This window comes from Rhodococcus sp. KBS0724, assembly GCF_005938745.2.
GTDB lineage: Bacteria > Actinomycetota > Actinomycetes > Mycobacteriales > Mycobacteriaceae > Rhodococcus_F.
The window spans coordinates 3,471,929-3,488,741 of record NZ_VCBX02000001.1 but is presented as its reverse complement, the minus strand read 5'-3'; the positions used below and the strand labels follow the sequence as shown (position 1 = coordinate 3,488,741).

Annotated in this window: 13 protein-coding genes and 3 pseudogenes; 8 read left to right on the top strand and 8 right to left on the bottom strand. The window is 61.2% G+C overall.

Going from position 1 to position 16,813, the window contains the following annotated elements:
* Nucleotides 1–13: 13 nt before the first annotated feature.
* The 8 genes and pseudogenes from clpB to FFI94_RS15965 all read right to left on the bottom strand — a co-directional run bounded on the left by clpB (nucleotide 14) and on the right by FFI94_RS15965 (nucleotide 9,198).
* Nucleotides 14–2,647, bottom strand: a complete 2,634-nt coding sequence (clpB, locus tag FFI94_RS16000; protein WP_138868719.1) for an ATP-dependent chaperone ClpB — start codon at nucleotides 2,645–2,647, stop codon at nucleotides 14–16.
* Complete coding sequence (locus FFI94_RS15995; protein ID WP_045065861.1) at nucleotides 2,629–2,958, bottom strand: chaperone modulator CbpM; 330 nt, start codon at nucleotides 2,956–2,958, stop codon at nucleotides 2,629–2,631. Before FFI94_RS15995 ends, clpB begins: the two co-directional genes overlap by 19 nt.
* A complete protein-coding gene (locus FFI94_RS15990) occupies nucleotides 2,955–3,860 on the bottom strand; it encodes a DnaJ C-terminal domain-containing protein (RefSeq protein ID WP_138868718.1) in 906 nt (301 codons plus the stop codon). The genes FFI94_RS15995 and FFI94_RS15990 overlap by 4 nt, the downstream gene beginning before the upstream one ends.
* Before the next feature lie 6 nt (nucleotides 3,861–3,866).
* Nucleotides 3,867–4,391, bottom strand: a complete 525-nt coding sequence (locus tag FFI94_RS15985) for a nucleotide exchange factor GrpE (RefSeq protein ID WP_138868717.1) — start codon at nucleotides 4,389–4,391, stop codon at nucleotides 3,867–3,869.
* Nucleotides 4,392–4,399: 8 nt separating this feature from the next.
* Nucleotides 4,400–6,272, bottom strand: a pseudogene (gene dnaK / locus FFI94_RS15980) (molecular chaperone DnaK).
* A gap of 1,159 nt (nucleotides 6,273–7,431) precedes the next feature.
* Nucleotides 7,432–7,845: a heme-binding protein gene (locus FFI94_RS15975; RefSeq protein ID WP_138868716.1), complete on the bottom strand. Its 414-nt coding sequence runs from the start codon at nucleotides 7,843–7,845 to the stop codon at nucleotides 7,432–7,434.
* The gene (locus FFI94_RS15970; protein ID WP_397495449.1) at nucleotides 7,842–8,030 is read right to left on the bottom strand and encodes a hypothetical protein; all 189 of its coding nucleotides are present in this window, start codon (nucleotides 8,028–8,030) and stop codon (nucleotides 7,842–7,844) included. Before FFI94_RS15970 ends, FFI94_RS15975 begins: the two co-directional genes overlap by 4 nt.
* A gap of 28 nt (nucleotides 8,031–8,058) precedes the next feature.
* Nucleotides 8,059–9,198, bottom strand: coding sequence for a glutathione-independent formaldehyde dehydrogenase (locus FFI94_RS15965; protein WP_138868715.1), 1,140 nt, complete (start codon nucleotides 9,196–9,198; stop codon nucleotides 8,059–8,061).
* A gap of 350 nt (nucleotides 9,199–9,548) precedes the next feature.
* On the opposite strand from FFI94_RS15965, the gene FFI94_RS15960 reads away from it, so the two are divergent.
* From FFI94_RS15960 to FFI94_RS15925, 8 genes and pseudogenes are all read left to right on the top strand, one after another.
* Nucleotides 9,549–9,845: a putative quinol monooxygenase gene (locus tag FFI94_RS15960; protein WP_138868714.1), complete on the top strand. Its 297-nt coding sequence runs from the start codon at nucleotides 9,549–9,551 to the stop codon at nucleotides 9,843–9,845.
* A gap of 800 nt (nucleotides 9,846–10,645) precedes the next feature.
* On the top strand, nucleotides 10,646–11,314 hold the full coding sequence (locus FFI94_RS15955; RefSeq protein WP_260684156.1) for a response regulator transcription factor: 669 nt from the start codon (nucleotides 10,646–10,648) through the stop codon (nucleotides 11,312–11,314).
* Between the two features lie 153 nt (nucleotides 11,315–11,467).
* The gene (locus tag FFI94_RS15950; protein WP_138868712.1) at nucleotides 11,468–11,770 is read left to right on the top strand and encodes a transposase; all 303 of its coding nucleotides are present in this window, start codon (nucleotides 11,468–11,470) and stop codon (nucleotides 11,768–11,770) included.
* Nucleotides 11,771–12,206: 436 nt separating this feature from the next.
* Nucleotides 12,207–12,809, top strand: coding sequence for a transposase (locus tag FFI94_RS15945; protein WP_138868711.1), 603 nt, complete (start codon nucleotides 12,207–12,209; stop codon nucleotides 12,807–12,809).
* Nucleotides 12,763–13,768 (top strand): annotated as a pseudogene (locus FFI94_RS15940) (IS30 family transposase); the annotation flags it as partial. The gene FFI94_RS15945 and the pseudogene FFI94_RS15940, both read left to right, overlap by 47 nt.
* Complete coding sequence (locus FFI94_RS34735) at nucleotides 13,711–14,091, top strand: DDE-type integrase/transposase/recombinase (protein ID WP_138873218.1); 381 nt, start codon at nucleotides 13,711–13,713, stop codon at nucleotides 14,089–14,091. The pseudogene FFI94_RS15940 and the gene FFI94_RS34735, both read left to right, overlap by 58 nt.
* 237 nt (nucleotides 14,092–14,328) lie before the next feature.
* Entirely contained in the window at nucleotides 14,329–15,405 is a 1,077-nt protein-coding gene (locus FFI94_RS15930; RefSeq protein WP_138868710.1) for an IS110 family transposase, read from the top strand.
* Nucleotides 15,406–15,421: 16 nt separating this feature from the next.
* Nucleotides 15,422–15,625, top strand: a pseudogene (locus FFI94_RS15925) (IS3 family transposase); the annotation flags it as partial.
* Nucleotides 15,626–16,813 lie beyond the last annotated feature (1,188 nt).

Genomic DNA, 16,813 nt, shown 5'->3' with positions numbered 1-16,813 from the left:
CAGTTACCTCTTCTCAGGCCGCCGCGAAGGCGGGTTCGGCATACGCGACGGCAAGCTCGCCGCCGTCCACCGTGACGCTGATGGTGCCGTCCGGTTTGATCTCGCCGCGCAACAGTGCACGGCCGATCTTGGTTTCGACCTCGTGTGCGATGTATCGGCGCAGCGGCCGAGCACCGTAGACAGGGTCGAACCCGTGTTCGGCGATCAGTCGGCGCGCCTCCGGCGTGATTTCCAGGTGTATCTGCCTCTCCGACAGCCTGTTTCGCAGGTCGGTGAGTTGCAGTTCCACTATGTGCTCGATCTGGGGCAGGGTGAGTGGGGAGAACAGCACGATGTCGTCGACCCGGTTGAGGAATTCGGGGCGGAAGTGCCCGCGCAGTTCTGCCATCACCCGTTCCCTGGCGTCCGGCATGATTTCGCCGTCGACTGTGACCCCCTCGAGGAGATGCTGGGATCCGATGTTGGAGGTCATGATGATCACCGTGTTCCGGAAATCGACTTGCCTCCCTTGAGAATCGGTGATCCGGCCGTCATCGAGCACCTGCAGCAGGGTATTGAAGACGTCGGCGTGGGCCTTCTCGATCTCGTCGAAGAGCACCACGGAGTACGGCTTGCGCCGCACCGCCTCGGTGAGCTGGCCACCTTCGTCGTACCCGACGTACCCGGGAGGTGCACCGATGAGCCGACTCACCGTGTGCCGCTCCTGGTACTCGCTCATATCGAGGCGCACCATGTTGTCTTCGCTGTCGAATAGGGCGCTGGCCAACGTCTTTGCGAGCTCGGTCTTTCCGACGCCCGTCGGGCCCAGGAAGATGAACGAACCGATCGGCCGACGCGGATCACGGATACCGGACCTTGCCCGGATCACCGCGTCCGCGACCAGTTGCACCGCCTCGTCCTGACCGACGACCCTCTCGTGGAGGATCTCGTCGAGCTTCAACAACTTCTCCCGCTCGCCTTCCTGCAGCCGGGCGACCGGGATGCCCGTCCATGCGGCCACGATCTCGGCGATCTCGTCTTCGGTGACCACTTCACGTAGCAACGGATTTTGGCCCTGTCTGGTGGTCAGTTGCTCCTCCGCCGCCTCTAGCCGGCGTTCCAGCTCGGTAATCTCGCCGTATCGCAACTCGGCTGCCCGGTTGAGGTCGTAGTTGCGTTCGGCTTCCTCGGCTGCGAGGCGCAACCGTTCCAGATCTCCTCGCAGCTCCTGCACTCGCCGGATTGCCTGCCGTTCCGCCTCCCATTGAGCGTGCCGGGCGTCTGCCTCGGCCCGCAGGTCGGCCAGCTCCTTGCGCAATTCTTCGAGGCGCGTCTTGCTGGCCGCGTCCGTTTCCTTGGACAGTGCGGCCTCTTCGATCTCCAGACGGGTCACCTTGCGGGTGAGCTCGTCGAGTTCGGCGGGCATCGAATCGATTTCGGTGCGGAGCCGAGCGCACGCCTCGTCTACGAGATCGATCGCCTTGTCCGGAAGGAATCGGTCGGTGATGTATCGGTGCGAGAGGGTCACGGCGGCCACCAATGCACCGTCTTGAATCTTCACGCCGTGGAACACTTCGAGGCGTTCGCGAAGTCCGCGCAGAATCGAGATCGCATCCTCGGCGCTGGGCTCGTCGACGAGAACGGTCTGGAATCGACGCTCCAGTGCCGCATCGGATTCGATGTGCTTGCGATACTCGTCGAGGGTGGTGGCACCGATCATGTGCAGTTCGCCGCGGGCGAGCATCGGTTTGAGCATGTTGCCGGCGTCGAGAGACCCCTCGCCGCCTACTGATCCTGCGCCGACCACGGTATGCAACTCGTCGACGAACAACAGGATGCGCCCCTCGGCCGCCTTCACCTCGGACAGCACGGCCTGCAGCCGCTCCTCGAACTCGCCGCGGTACTTCGCACCGGCCACCAGTGAACCCATGTCGAGCGAGAAGATCGTTTTGTCGCGCAGGCCCTCGGGCACGTCGCCGCGGACGATCCGTTGGGCGAGACCCTCGACAATCGCAGTCTTACCTACACCGGGGTCGCCGATCAGCACCGGGTTGTTCTTCGTTTTCCGGCTCAAGATCTGAGTTACCCTGCGTATCTCGGCATCCCGGCCGATGACCGGATCGAGTTTGCCTGCCCGCCCCTCGGACACGAGGTCGCGCCCGTACTTCTCCAAGGCCTCGTACGCCCCCTCCGGGGTCGCCGACGTGACACGCTGATTGCCGCGCACCTTCGTCAGCGCTGTGAGGAAGGCGTCTCGTGTGACCCCATGACTGGCGAGGACCCGCCCGGCCGCACTAGCAGACCCTTCCTCGGAGAGGGCCATCACAAGATGCTCCACCGACACGTAGGAATCCTTGAGTCTCTTCGCCTCCCGCTCTGCGGCATCGAGCAGCTTGGCCAGACGCTGGGTGATCATCACCTGACCGGGAGTTGCGCCAGGGCCGCTGACCTTCGGCCTACGCGACAGTTCACGATCCAGATCGGATCGCAGTGCGTCGACGTTCGCGCCGGCCTGTTCGAGCAGTCGGGGCACCAACCCATCCTGCTGATCGACCAATGCGAGCAGCAGGTGCTCACCGTCGACCTCGGTGTGGCCCATTCTGGTTGCAACATTCTGGGCTTCCTGCAAGGCTTCTCGTGACTTTTCAGTCAAGCTGCCGGTGTCCATGAGGACGTCCTCCTTCTGCGGGCCGCTGCTTCGAGTCTTTCGATTCGATCCAGCAGATCGAGCACGAGCCCGATTGCCGAGTAGTTGAGGCCCAGACCCGTCCGCAGCCGTTGGATGCGTGCGGCGTGGGTTACTTCGGATGGGTCGAACGACATCTCACCGCCGGCGTAGCGGTGGGCGTCGAGCAGTCCGAGAGCCACGAGTTTTCGTGCCAGATCCGGGTGCAGCCCAGTACGTTCGGCGAAGGCGTCTGGCGACAATCCGGTACGGCGAACCAATACGTACTGAGTGATCGGCGTTGAGGTGCTCATGTCTCTTTCCTCGGATTGAAGTTCGATTCGGCGCCCAACTGCTCGAATAGTTCACGTTCGCGTGCTGTCGGTTTCGACGGAACCATCACCTTGATTTCGGCGTAGAGGTTGCCGTTGGTGCCGCGCGGATTGGGCATACCCTCTCCGCGCAGGCGCAGCTTCCTACCAGTGGAAGAGCCAGGCACCACTTTGACTTTCGCTTCACCACCCGGTGTGGGAACGACGACTGTCGACCCGAGAACCGCCTCCCATGGCGATACGGGCAGATCGACGTAGATGTCCCGGCCCTGTACGCGGAACCGTGAATGCGGTTTGATCCGCACCACGAGGTACAGATCCCCAGGCGGCGCGTCACCGTTGCCTCGGCCGCCTTGCCCGGCTAACCGGATTCGCTGGCCGTCCAGGACGCCGGCTGGAATGTCGACGTCATACTGCCGTCCGTCCAGTCTGAGAGTGCGTTTTCCGCCCTGATAGGCCTCTTCCACAGCCAGTTCCAGTTCGGCTTCCTGATCGGCGCCGGGAATCGGTCCGAACCCACCGCCTCCGCCGAACATCTGCCCGAAGAGGTCTTCGAAGTCGACGGCACCCTCACCACCGACACCGTGGCCGAAGTGCACCCTTCTCCCGCCCCCGCCGTACCCGGCGGCGTTTGCCCGCACCCGTTCGTCGTAGTCCTCGGGTACATGCCGGAAGTCGTCACCGAATCGGTCATAGCGTTTCCGGGTGTCCGGGTCGGACAACACCTGGTAGGCCTCGTTGACCTCCTTGAACTTGTCCTCCGCGGTAGGATCCTTGTTCACATCGGGGTGGTACTTGCGGGCCAGCTTGCGGTACGCCTGCTGAATTTCGTCGGTGCCGGCGCCCTTCGGTACCCCGAGCACTTCGTAGTAGTCACGGGCCATCGGTGCTCACCCCTCAGGGCGGCTGACGACCACCGCGGCGGGCCGCAACTGTCGCCCGTCCTCTCCATAACCTGGGCGCAAGACTTCGACCACGGTCCCGGACGGAAGGTCGGGTTGGGTTACCACACTGACCACTTCGTGCAGTTCCGGGGAGAACGGCACACCGACCTCGTCGTGGCGCTCGAAGCCGAGTCGTGAGAGCACCTGTACCGCTTGGTCCCGGATCGCCTTCACACCTTCGACGACCGCCTGCGGATCGCTGCCCGCGTGGGCAAGCGCAAGCTCCAAGTTGTCCAGTATCGGCAGCCACGCCGCCGAAACCTTCGCCACTTCCGCGGCGCGTTCACGGTCCAGATCCTTGGCATACCGCTTGCGCAGGTTGTCCAGATCTGCGAGGGTCCTGCGCCAACGGTCCTCGAGTTGAGACAGCTCGTCTGCCGTCTCGGTGCGATCAGGCGCCGTCTTGCTCTTATCCGTGTCGGCACTGTCGGTAGCCGGCTCAGTCGTCGAATGATCTGCAGACATTTCCATCGTGCGCCTCAACTTCGATCGAATTCGGCATCGATCACGTCGCCGTCATCCGACGACGCAGCCTCAGCGCCGCCTGCTCGGCCGTCGTCTGACTGGTCCGGCACAAGTCCGTAGAGCAGCTGTTGCAGCTCCGAGGTGAGTGGCTGGACTTCCGCGGGTGAAGCGCCGTCTTGCACGGCCTTTCTGGCGTCGGCAATCAGCATCTCGGCCCGCGCCTTCTCGTGCGGCGGGGCACTGTCACCGAGTTCGGCGAGTCGCCGCTCCACTTGATACGCAACCGAATCGAGCCCGTTGCGCGCGTCGACCGCCTTGCGCAGCGCCTCGTCCTCACCCCGGTTCCGTTCGGCCTCCGCCAGCATGCGCTCGACCTCATCCTGATCCAGGTTGCCTTGTTCACTGATCGTGATGCTCTGTTCCTTGCCGGTGTCCTTGTCTCGAGCGGTGACGTTCAGGATGCCGTTGGCGTCGATATCGAAAATAACTTCCACCTGGGCCTCGCCACGTGGCGCGGGGCGGATGTCTTCCAGCCGGAACCGACCCAGCACCCGGTTGTCGGCGGCACGTTCGCGTTCGCCTTGCAGCACCACGACGTCCACGGCGGACTGATTGTCTTCCGCCGTGGAGAACACTTCGCTGCGCCGGGCCGGGATCGTCGTGTTGCGCTCGATGATCTTGGTCATCACCCCGCCCTGCGTCTCGACGCCGAGGGACAGTGGGGTGACATCGAGTAACAACACATCGGAAACCTCGCCCTTGAGCACGCCCGCCTGGACTGCGGCGCCGAGTGCAACGACCTCGTCCGGGTTGACGCCCATATGGGGGTCCTTACCGCCGGTCAGCCGGCGAACCAGTGCCTGAACAGCCGGAATACGTGTCGAACCGCACCAGGATCACTTCGTCGATGTCGTTGGCGGCGACCTTGGCATCACTCATCGCCTGCTTCACCGGGCCGAGGCAGCGTTCCACCAGGTCCGCAGTCAAATCATCGAACTTCGATCGCATGATCGTAGTGGTGAGATGCTTGGGACCATTCGCGTCGGCGGTGACGAAGGGCAGGTTGACCTGGGCCTGGGTCACTGAGGACAACTCGACCTTGGCTTTCTCCGCGGCTTCGAACAGTCGCTGCAACGCCTGTGCATCCTTACGCAGATCGATGTTCTCCGTGCTCTGGAATTCGTCGGCAAGGTAGTCCACTATGCGTCGGTCGAAGTCGTCGCCGCCCAAGTGGGAGTCGCCGGCCGTGGAACGAACCTCGACTACCCCCTCGCCGACGTCCAGCAGGCTCACATCGAAGGTTCCGCCGCCGAGGTCGAAGACCAATACGGTTTCGTGGGTCTGTTTGTCCATGCCGTACGCGAGTGCCGCAGCGGTCGGTTCGTTGATAATCCGCAAAACCTCGAGGCCTGCGATACGGCCGGCGTCCTTGGTGGCGTTTCGTTGCGCGTCGTTGAAGTAGGCAGGAACGGTGATGACTGCTTCCTTCACCTTCTCACCGAGGAACTTGCTCGCGTCGTCGACGAGCTTGCGCAGCACGAGAGCGCTGATCTCCTCTGGTGCGTATTTCTTGCCGCGCACGTCGAAGCGGGCCTCACCGTTGTCACCCGGTACGACGTCGAAGCTGACCGCTTTGGCTTCCTCGGAGATCTCGTCGTAGTGACGTCCGATGAAGCGTTTCGCCGAGTAGATCGTGCCCTTCGGATTCAAGATCGCCTGCCGTCGGGCAAGCTGGCCCACCAGACGCTCACCGTTCTCGGTGAACGCCACCACCGAAGGCGTCGTCCGTGCTCCCTCCACATTGGAGATCACCACCGGCTCGCCGCCTTGCCAGCTTGCGATGACCGAGTTGGTTGTGCCCAAGTCGATGCCTACAGCAGTTGTCATGACTCATTCCTTTCGATCGGCCCGGCCGTTGAGCAAGTGCGATTCCGCCCGCAACTTGGCTCGATGTCGGCAAGGACTTCGTAGTTCCCTGGTTTTGGCGAGTGGATTGGGTGAAGTCACGGAGACCGAGCAGGGCACCGATAACGGCGCCCTGCACCAATCCGTGGATGGCGGGCGTGAGGCTCGAGAGCGGCCGAGGGTAAGGGTTTCCGCCACTGAGCTTTGACATCACGCCCCTCAGCGTTGATGTTGTGGGGTTCGCCGGGCCTGTGTGTACTGACAGGGCCCGACCGCCGGTCAACCGGTTGAGCTCACGAACCACCCAGCCATGATGAGTCTTTTCGTCCACCTAAAGGGCGTCAACAACATTCGCCTGATGGGCGGGGCACAACGGGGCAGTGGCGACCACACCTGCCCTTGATCGAAGATGCCCGCCGGAACCCGATCGAAGCGGCCATCGCATGAAACTCCGAGTATCGGCTTCGACATGAAAACTCGAGTGTCGGCCGCTACTGCGGTACGTCCACACTACCGCAACGCATGCATAAGGAGAACTCCCTTTGCGAAAGATCTTCACAGTCAGTGAACAGCAGCTCCGTTGAACCCGGACGAGATTCATTGTAGTTCTATCGAATCTCCTTGTGACAGAGAGGCAATGAGCCACTACTGGTCGGTTCCAATTGGTTGCGAGTAGGCGGCGCACACCCGCGTGCTGCACGGTTCAACGTCCCGTTCTGTGGCTGGTCAACAGACCGATCAGGCGGGAGCTATTGCAATTCAACATGTTTCGGCCACCGTCGCTACGGGACTTACGTGGGTTCTCGTCTATTCCTGTGCTACATCCTTTGGCAGGATTTCGATCGAGGGGTCGGTTTGCTCTCGCCCCCGCGGTGGCGCAGGTGTGCCAGGTCTGGCCGTGGTTGTGTTCGTCTCGGCTCGGAGCCGCCTCAGGGATGCAGTACGACTTTGGTCCAGCCGTCGTCGTGAGCGTCGAAGTGCTGGTAGCCGGATTCGGTTTCGCCGAGCGGGCTTGGCCGGCGTCAATTCACCTGACGCGCGGGTGAAACAGAGGACCTCATCGGCTTGCTGTAAAGCAACGACGGAATGCTCGACGTTGCCCTGTCGATGCGTTCTCTGACCTGACGACGCAGTCCACCGCTCACAGCGCCGCCACAGCCGCCTCGGCGACGGCCTTGTCCTGCTCCCCGGTGCCGCCGCTGACGCCGACCGCGCCCACGACCTGGCCGTTGTGCCGCAGCGGCACACCGCCGGTGAAGATCATGATGCGCCCGCCGTTGGAGGCGTGTATCCCGTAGAACTGCTCGCCCGGACCCGCGTTGGCCGCGAGGTCCTCGGTCGAGATGTCCAATGCCCGCGCGGTGAACGCCTTGTTGATCGAGATGTCGATGCTGGCGATCCAGGCACCGTCCATCCGCACGTGAGCCACGAGGTTGCCACCGGCATCGACCACTGCAATGTTCGACGGCGACTCGATCTCGGTGGCTTTGGCCTGTCCTGCGGCGATGACCCGCTGCGCATCGTCGAGGGACACCGAGGTCTGGTTCACGGTCATGACGCACTTGCCCCGAGCTTCGCGAACTGCTCGACGATGGCCTGACAGAACGCAGGTACGCCATCGGGCGAGCGGCTCGCGATCAAATTCCCGTCGATCGCGGCCTGTTCGTCTACGACTTCTACCTTTCCGACCCCGTCGGCAGTCAGTATCGCTATCTGCTTGCCCTGCAGTGGCATTGGCATCGTTGCGCTCCTTTCGGTTCTGGCCGGCTCAGGGATGCAGGACGACTTTGGTCCAGCCGTCGTCGCGGGCGTCGAAGTGCTGGTAGCCGGATTCGGCCTCGGTCAGCGGGAGTTCGTGGGAGATGATCCAGGAGGGCTTTGCCCGGTCTTCGTGGATGAGGTCCCGCAGTTGCCGGTTGTAGTGCTTGACGTTCGCTTGTCCGGTGCCGATCTTCTGGCCCTTGAACCAGAATTTGCCCATGTCGAAGGCGATCTTGCCGTTGCGCTCGAGTTCGTCGGGGCCGTTCTGGTCCTGGGGCAGGAAGATGCCGACCACCCCGATGTGGCCGGTGAAGCGCACCGAATCCACGAGGCGGTTCATCGTCATGGCGGCGTCCTCGTGGCCTTGCGGGTCGTGTGCCTGATACCCGACACACTCGCACCCCTTGTCGGCGCCGTGACCGTTGGTCTGCTCGAGGACCTGCTCGACGGGGTCGCCCTTCGAGTCGTCGATGGGTATGACGCCGATGTCTTCGGCCAGGCGCAGCCGGTCGGGGTGACGGTCGACGATCATCACCTTGCTCGCTCCCTGGATCATCGCCGAATACGCGGCCATCAAACCGACTGGGCCAGCGCCGTAGACCACCATCGAATCGCCGGGTTGCATGTCGGCCAGGCGGGTGCAATGCCATCCGGTCGGGAAGATGTCCGACAGCATCACGTAGTCGGTTTCCTTGTCCTGGGCATCCTCGGGCAGTCGCAGACAGTTGAAGTCGCCGAACGGCACTCGCAGATATTCCGCCTGTCCGCCCCAGAACGGACCCATCCCCGCGAAACCGAATGCAGCGCCGGCCATCTTCGGATCGGGGTGCACCGTCAGACAGAACGCGGTCAACCCTTCCTCGCAGTTTCGGCAGAAACCACAGCCGATGTTGAACGGCAAGCACACTCGATCCCCGGGTGATACCTTGACTACCGCATTACCCACTTCGGCGACAATTCCCAAGTTTTCGTGGCCGAGGACCATTCCGGGCTCCAGATCGGTGCGGCCCTCGTACATGTGTAGATCCGACCCGCAAATGTTGGTGCTCGTGATCTTCACCAGCACATCTGTCGGCTGCTCAATCCTCGCATCGGGCACGTCCTTGACGTGAACCTCACGAGGCCCGTCGTATACAAGCGCTTTCATCGCGGCACTCCCTTATCTGGTATCTGCGGCTTTTCCGGTTGATCTCGCCGGCCGCAGGTGTCCACGCGTGAGCGACCGACCGAATGAATCGTGCTGTTCGGGGGAGGTCCACGGCGCGCGGAAGTGAAGACCGCGCCAAAATGTCGGCGCACCAACATTTTTCCTGTCTCGCCGCAACTGCGGCTGCGTTCCAGGTGTCGCATTCCCTCACCATGGAGTCTCCTCTTTCGGCTCCATGATCGCTAGGGGGCGGGATCGGTTTCCTCGATCGGTGGGCTCGGCTTCCTTCCTTTAACCGATGGATGGTGTGATGCTTGACAGTGTCCACCACCTCGAGGAGGAGACCCGATATGGCCACCAAGGCGCTGCTGGTCCGACTTGAAGCCAAACCCGGCAAGGAAAAAGCGGTCGAGGAATTCCTCCGATCGGCACTGCCGCTCGTCGAGCAGGAGCCCGGCACGAAACCCTGGTTTGCGGTACGGTTCGGGCCCTCGTCGTTCGGCATCATCGACGCATTCCCGGACCAAGCTGCCCGCGAGACACATCTCAATGGTCCGGTCGGCAAGGCCCTCGGCGAACGCGCCGACGAACTCTTCGCTGAGCCGCCCGAAATCAGCCACCTCGACGTTCTCGCTGAAAAGCCCTGAACCACCGACTGGAAACGGCTCTGTCGACGAGTGCGACGGAGCCGTCGTCCTCGTCGTCGCGGCGAACCTCGGCACACGAGTCCGACGCATCCTGCCCCGCGCAGGGGGCGGGACGGCCAAGGTGGCCGGAGCGCCCGAGTTCAATTCCGCACCCGGGTATCACCGTGACGCCCTGGGTGGGAATGTAGAATGTAGTTGCCCCACAGTCATATCCGTGTGACATGCTCGTGCAATCCTCATGGTGAGGATCGAAGTGCGGGCGGCGTTCGATGCCCAGTGTGCCCATACCTGTTGGGCGACCCATCGCATGAAGTACGAATCAGCTTTTGATGAGACAGCATTGCCGTACTTCCCCTCGCCGAAATACCGCCACCGGTCTATTCAGCCCCGCCGCGGCTCGTGTCGGGTTCTGTAACTGATGGACTAGCGGTCGACGGATTGCGGTCACGATCACTGCGCACTAGCATCGCGCCGATGCCTTCTGCAGCTGAACCGACCAAAAAGCCTTTAACACAGGCGCACAACGGTTGTCATCATCGCGATGCTCTGCACGCGCGCGGGCGGCATGCCTTAATCTCGAGGCGGCGAGGGTCGAGAAGTAGGTTTCGACCCTAGTCGTACCGGTTACCACAGTGTCACCGCTGACGTCACCGCTGAGGTCACCGGCCCTGCATGTACGACGAAGCTCGGCAGACCCGCACGTGATTGGTGCTGCGACGTTGGGGTGAAAGCCGGAGTCGTGCGTGGGAGTCTCGGAGCAGACGATGACAGATTTCAATTTCGTTGCATCACCTCGAGATATGAACAAGACAAGCACCGGTACCGTCCGGGTGGTGCTGGCCGACGGCGAGGTTCTCCTTCGCGAGGGTCTCGCAAGCCTGCTCACCCGCTCGGGCGTCGATGTTGTGGGTCAGGCCGGCGACGCGGAGCAATTGCTGGATTCGGTCCGGGAAACGTCGCCGGATCTCGTGGTGGTCGACATTCGAATGCCGCCGACCTCTACGACCGAAGGACTCGACGCGGTGAAGGTGATCCGCGACGAACTCCCGGAAACCGGGGTTTTGGTCCTCTCGGCGCACGCCGACGTCGAGCAGGCAATGGAGTTGCTCGCAAGCGGTCAGGGGATTGGCTACCTGCTCAAGAGCCGCATCACCGACGTCGACGATTTTGTCGAGACCCTGCATCGAATTGCCAAGGGCGCAGCAGTTATCGACCCCGATTTGGTTCGGGAGTTGGTTACGGCTCGCCGACGCAACGACCCACTCGATGCTCTCAGCGCGCGTGAACGAGAAGTGTTGGCATTGATGGCCCAGGGGCGCTCGAATATGGGGATCGGCCGCCGGCTCTGTGTCACTGCGGGCACGGTCGAGAAACACGTGCGCAGCATTCTCACGAAACTCGACCTCGCCGAGAGCGGTGAAAACCACCGTCGGGTACTGGCTGTCGTCGCCTACCTCGAAGCGCGCTGACCACTCGCACGAAACCGCTCGATCGCTGAGTCACTGCTTGCCAGAACCATTTTGAACCGTCGTCAATAGCGCGCCCCAACGCTGATGTACCCCGAGTTTTTCGGAGTTCGTTTGTTTTACTTCAGGCATTGATGCACCCGAGAGAGGTTCACGATGCCCCGACGCTATCCGCCCGAGTTCCGCCGGAAAGTCCTTGATCTGTTGAAGTCAGGATGCACGGTCGCCGAGGTCGCCGCAGGTCTTGGTGTCACCGCACAGACCATCTACAACTGGCGAAACCAGGAGCTCATCGATACCGGTCAGAGGCCGGGGCTGAGCTCGATCGAGAGCGCCGAACTCGCCGCTGCTCGTCGTCGTATCGCCGAGTTGGAGACCGAGCTTGCCATCGCCACACGCTCCACGGAATTGCTGAAGTCGGTGGCGGCCGCAAAAGGCGGTTCGAAGCGATCGAGGTGATGGCCAAGGAAGGACTACCCGTCCAGACGGCATGTCGCGTTTTGGAGGTGTCGGAGTCCGGCTTCTACGAGTGGCGAAACCGGCCACCCTCAGAACGCGCACTGCGACATGCCTGGTTGACGCAGCTGATCACCGAGGTTCACACCGCCTCGCATGGCACCTACGGTGCCCGCCGAGTTCACGGAAGAACTCACCCTTGGCCACGGTATTGCCGTTGGACACGGCTGCATCGAAATGTTGATGAGAACAGCTGGTGTGAAAGGACTTCCGGGAAACAAACGTGCGCGTTCCAAGCATCAGACTCCAACCGCAAGCGATCTCGTGGACCGCACGTTCACTCGCGACGAGCCGAACAAGCTGTGGGTCACGGACATCACCGAACATCCCACCCCTTGGATTCCAGCAATCGTCGCAACACCTACTGAAAGGTGTTGCAATGGCTGGCAAAAAGTACACGGATCAGCAGAAGGAAGAATTCTTCCGATTACTCGACAGAGGTGGCACGGTCCGCGCCGCAGCGCGTGCAGTCGGCGTTCATGAAGACGCAGGCTACAACTGGTTGCGGAAGACAGGGCTGACCATGGCGCGGGCCGCGCCGCGCACTTACCCCGCAGAACTGAAAGCTGAGTTCTTGCGGCTCGTTCGCGAGCGGGAAATCATCTCGACTGTTGCTCATGAGCTGGGGATTCATCGGCCAACAGCCTATGCGTGGGCGCGGAAAGCTGGGATATCGACCAGCGAGGCGCGCAAGGTAAACCCGCGGCGTGAAGAGTTCCTACGTCTGCGAGCTGCTGGACTCACGCGCGTAGAGGCGAGGGCTCGCGTCGGGGCCGATGCCCGATCGGCGACCGACTGGGACAAAGGCATCACGATCATCAACCGGGGTCGGGTCTATCCCGACGGCCGGGTGGTGCGGTACCCCGTCAAGAACAATGATGTTGTGCCAGAACGAAGAACTCGCGCGATCGGCGGAAGTGTCTTTCCTCAATGTGGTCGAGAAGATCATCCATCCCCGTTACCTCAGCCTGCTCGAACGTGAGCAGTTGCAGGATCTACGGCGTGCGGGGTTGTCGATCCGGGCGATCGCGTCGGAGATGGGACGCGCACCGTCGACGATCAGCCGAGAACTCAAGCGCAACACCGTCTCGGTGAGGGGATATATGCCTCATACGGCGCATCGGCTGTCGGTGAAGCATCGGGCCAGGCCGCGGCAGGCGAAGCTGGTTGCCAATGCCGAGCTTCGTTCCTACGTCCAGGGGAAACTGGCGAAAAGGTGGTCGCCGCAACAGATCAGTCACCGACTGATCAAGGACTTTCCGACCACTCCGCAGATGCGTGCGAGCACCGAGACGATTTATCAAGGAAATCTACGTCCACGCCCGAGGCGAACTCACACGGGAACTCGGAAAGCAACTGCGCCGCGGTCGAATTGCGCGCAAACCACACAAGCAGCCCGATGCCCGCCGGCCGCGGTTCGTCGACCCGATGAACTCCATCAGCAATCGGCCGGCGGAGGTTGAATCGCGAAAAGTTCCAGGACATTGGGAAGGCGATCTCATCATCGGTGCGCTGGGTGGATCGGCGATCGCGACACTAGTCGAACGCTCCTCCCGCTTCGTGATGCTCGGGCACCTCGGATGTGAACGGACTGCCGAAGCCGTCCGCGACTCTCTCATTACCACCGTCCGTCATCTGCCCGTATCGTTGCGAGGAACTCTGACCTGGGACCAAGGCGCCGAGATGGCCGAGCACCGGGCATTCGCCGCCGCGACCAACTTCGATGTCTATTTCGCAGACGCGGGCGCTCCCTGGCAGCGCGGCAGCAACGAGAACACCAACGGGCTTCTCCGCCAATATTTCCCGCGCGGTACCGACCTGGCAGCGCATAGCGTCGACAAACTCTTGGCCGTCGCGGAGGAGCTTAACGACCGACCCCGGAAATCGCTCGACTGGGACACCCCTGCCGAGCGCCTGAGTGCTTTACTGGAAGTCTCGTAATCACGAGTGTTGCGACGATTGCTGGAATCCAAGCCCGTGAAGGCAAAATATACTGCGCTGTTGTCCTGGATACGTTTTCGAGGCGAGTCGTCGGTTGGTCGATCGACAGCTCGCAGACAGCGACATTGGTGACAAACGCTCTGGGAATGGCCATTTCGAATCGAGGCCCCACACCCGGCACACTCATTCACTCGGACCGCGGAGTGCAATTTACGTCCTGGGCATTCACCCGCCGGGCACACGACTCAGGACTGGTCCCGTCGACGGGATCGATCGGCGATTGCTATGACTGTCAGTCTGTTCCTGCCGGTCTATGCGCGTAGATTCGGCAAAGTCCCAGTTAGAGCGGCTTGACTCTTGTTACGAGTGACCCTTTCAGTGTCTTTGCGTTGATCTGTCAGCCCTCTAATTGGGCGCACGGCACTGGCATCACGCCCGATCTGACTTGATAAGGAGCCTGGAGGTCGGTTTGCGAGCGTCCCCGTGACAGTCCTGTCGATCAGGCCTGATGCCAGTGTGCAACCCATGGTAGATCGGATCGACGTTCCGGAGGAACCGTCATGGCCACCACCACAGCTGTAGATACTACGAAATCAGGCGATGTTGTTGTCGGGATCGACACCCACAAATACGTGCATGTCGGTGCGGTATTCGACACCACCGCCGGTTTGCTCTCGACCATCAGCGTTCCCGCCGACTCGCACGGATTTATCCAGTTACTCTCGTGGGCCGAGTCATTCGGACAGCCGATAGCCTTCGGAATCGAAGGGACCGGCTCCTACGGTGGTGCATTGACCTCGTTCATCCGACGTCGCGGCTACCGCGTCATCGAAGTTGCCCGACCGGATCGACGGATACGCCGACTGGTCGGAAAATCGGACACGATCGACGCCCAGAATGCGGCGAAAGCAGTGATGGCCGGGTTCGCTACCGCCGAACCGAAAACCGCCGACGGAACGGTCGAGATGATTCGCCAACTCAAAGTCGCACATGACACTGCCGTCAAGGCGCGTGCCACGACAATGGTGACGCTGAAAGCGATGCTGGTGCATGCACCGGAAGTATTACGCGCCGAAATGGCTGGGAAAACACAAATCACCTTGGCTCGTCACTGCGCAGCGTTGACCGTCGAGCATCTGGACAGTCCTGACGACTCGATGCAGATCACGCTGGCAACCCTCGCCCACCGGTGGCTCATGCTCGATCATGAAGCAGCTGAGTTGAACGAACATATCGAACGATTAGTGAAAACTACTGCACCACAACTCGTTCAATCATATGGAATCGGAACTGACACGGCAGCGGAGATTTTGATCGTGTTCGGTGACAACCCGGAGCGAATCAAGTCCGAAGCTGCATTGGCCAAGCTTGCCGGGATCAGTCCGATCCCTGCGTCCTCAGGGACGACGACCGGGAAATACCGGATCAACCACGGCGGTCATCGGCAGCTCAATGCCGCCATCTATCGAACAGTCATCGTACGCATGCGGTTTCACGAGCCCACCAAAATTTACGTCGCACGCCGCACCGCCGAAGGAAAGGCCAAAAGAGACATCATTCGCTGCCTGAAACGCTACGTCATCCGCGAGGTCTATCACCTCGTCAACAATCCCGTGACCAGTGCCAACGCGATTTGACAACTATAGGAGCATCAACGCCGTGATCGAATCTTTCTGGGGCAGAATGCAAACCGAACTCTTGAACCGGAAACGATGGAAAACGAGGATCGAATTGGCCAACGCCATGTTCGAGTACCTCGAGATCTTCCACAATCGCCGACGCCGGCACAGTGCCCTCGGAATCCTGACCCCGATCGAGTTCGAGAACGTACACTTCACACGCCAACCCGTAGCCTGAAATCAAATATGACGTCTCCACGAAACTCGGGGAACATCAGAGGCTTGCTTCCAGTTCCGGCAGCAACAGGCTCCACTACGTCCATACCGGTGTTCTGGAACTGCATCACCTCTGCCGTCGCATCCGCCAGAGGTGGAAGCATTGCGATCCACCCCAGCAGCGGTGCCAGTCCGGTATCTCCTGAGCTGTCCTAGAGGTGGGTTCGAATGCACTTCCTACAGGGACGACCTGCTCACACCTCGATGACGGCTAAAGGGATAACGATGACTACCGCAGCGACGCAGCATTGTTAGACGCAGCATTGTTATTCGACCTCACGCCTATCCTGGAAATTGGACTTGTTGCAAGTCAGCGGGGGAACAATGCAATTCTACGTTTGGTAGACGTTGACAGTTCCGTGATGTGCGTCGAACAAGACGACAGTGGATGCCTCATTCCGCGAACCCCGCTCGATTGCCGTTGGAGTGATCGTCAGGAAGGTGACCGCCTCCCCTTCCAATGCTTACTTTGCCAGGGGGTCCGTTTCGGAGACCAGCATACCCCGTTTGGCCATCTCTGAGTAAATCTTGTGTGCGTCGTCGTCCAGGTCTGCAAAGTATTTCGGGTCCGGGAACGGGACCAGCAACTTCTGATTAACAATTTCGGAACGAAACGAGCAGTACAAGTCAGCCAACTCGTCGTTTGGCATGATAGTCACCGGCTTCATAGCGCGGCCTCCGATGTGCAGATCAACGTGAAACTGCTCGGTGGCCGACTCGACCGCTCACAAGAAGCAGTTACTGCACAGTTTATTCCGGTCGGTAGCTAAGCGCAACCCGGCAGTCGGTGGTGGCACCCAGGTCAAGCGTGTCGCTGCTGACCCTGTGTTGCGCGGGTTGGATTTCGTTTCGATTCATGTCCTGGCATCGATCCGTACGACAGTGTTCGGATGCTCCCGTTGGCCTGTCACATCCGGGGGAGGTGGCGAACGGAAGGCGGAGTCGACGGTCTCCGAGGCTAACGATGACCACGACCGGTGCCCTCGCAGCGTCGAAATTAGATCGGTTTTCGGACGCCGGACGGACGACGCATATCGCCAGGTCGTTCCGAGGTCGAAGTGTCGAGAACTCGTGACGAGAATCTATGTCGAAGGGCTGGGCCGCCGCGACGTTTTCGACGATTGATTGTCGGTTTTTCGGATAGGAATTC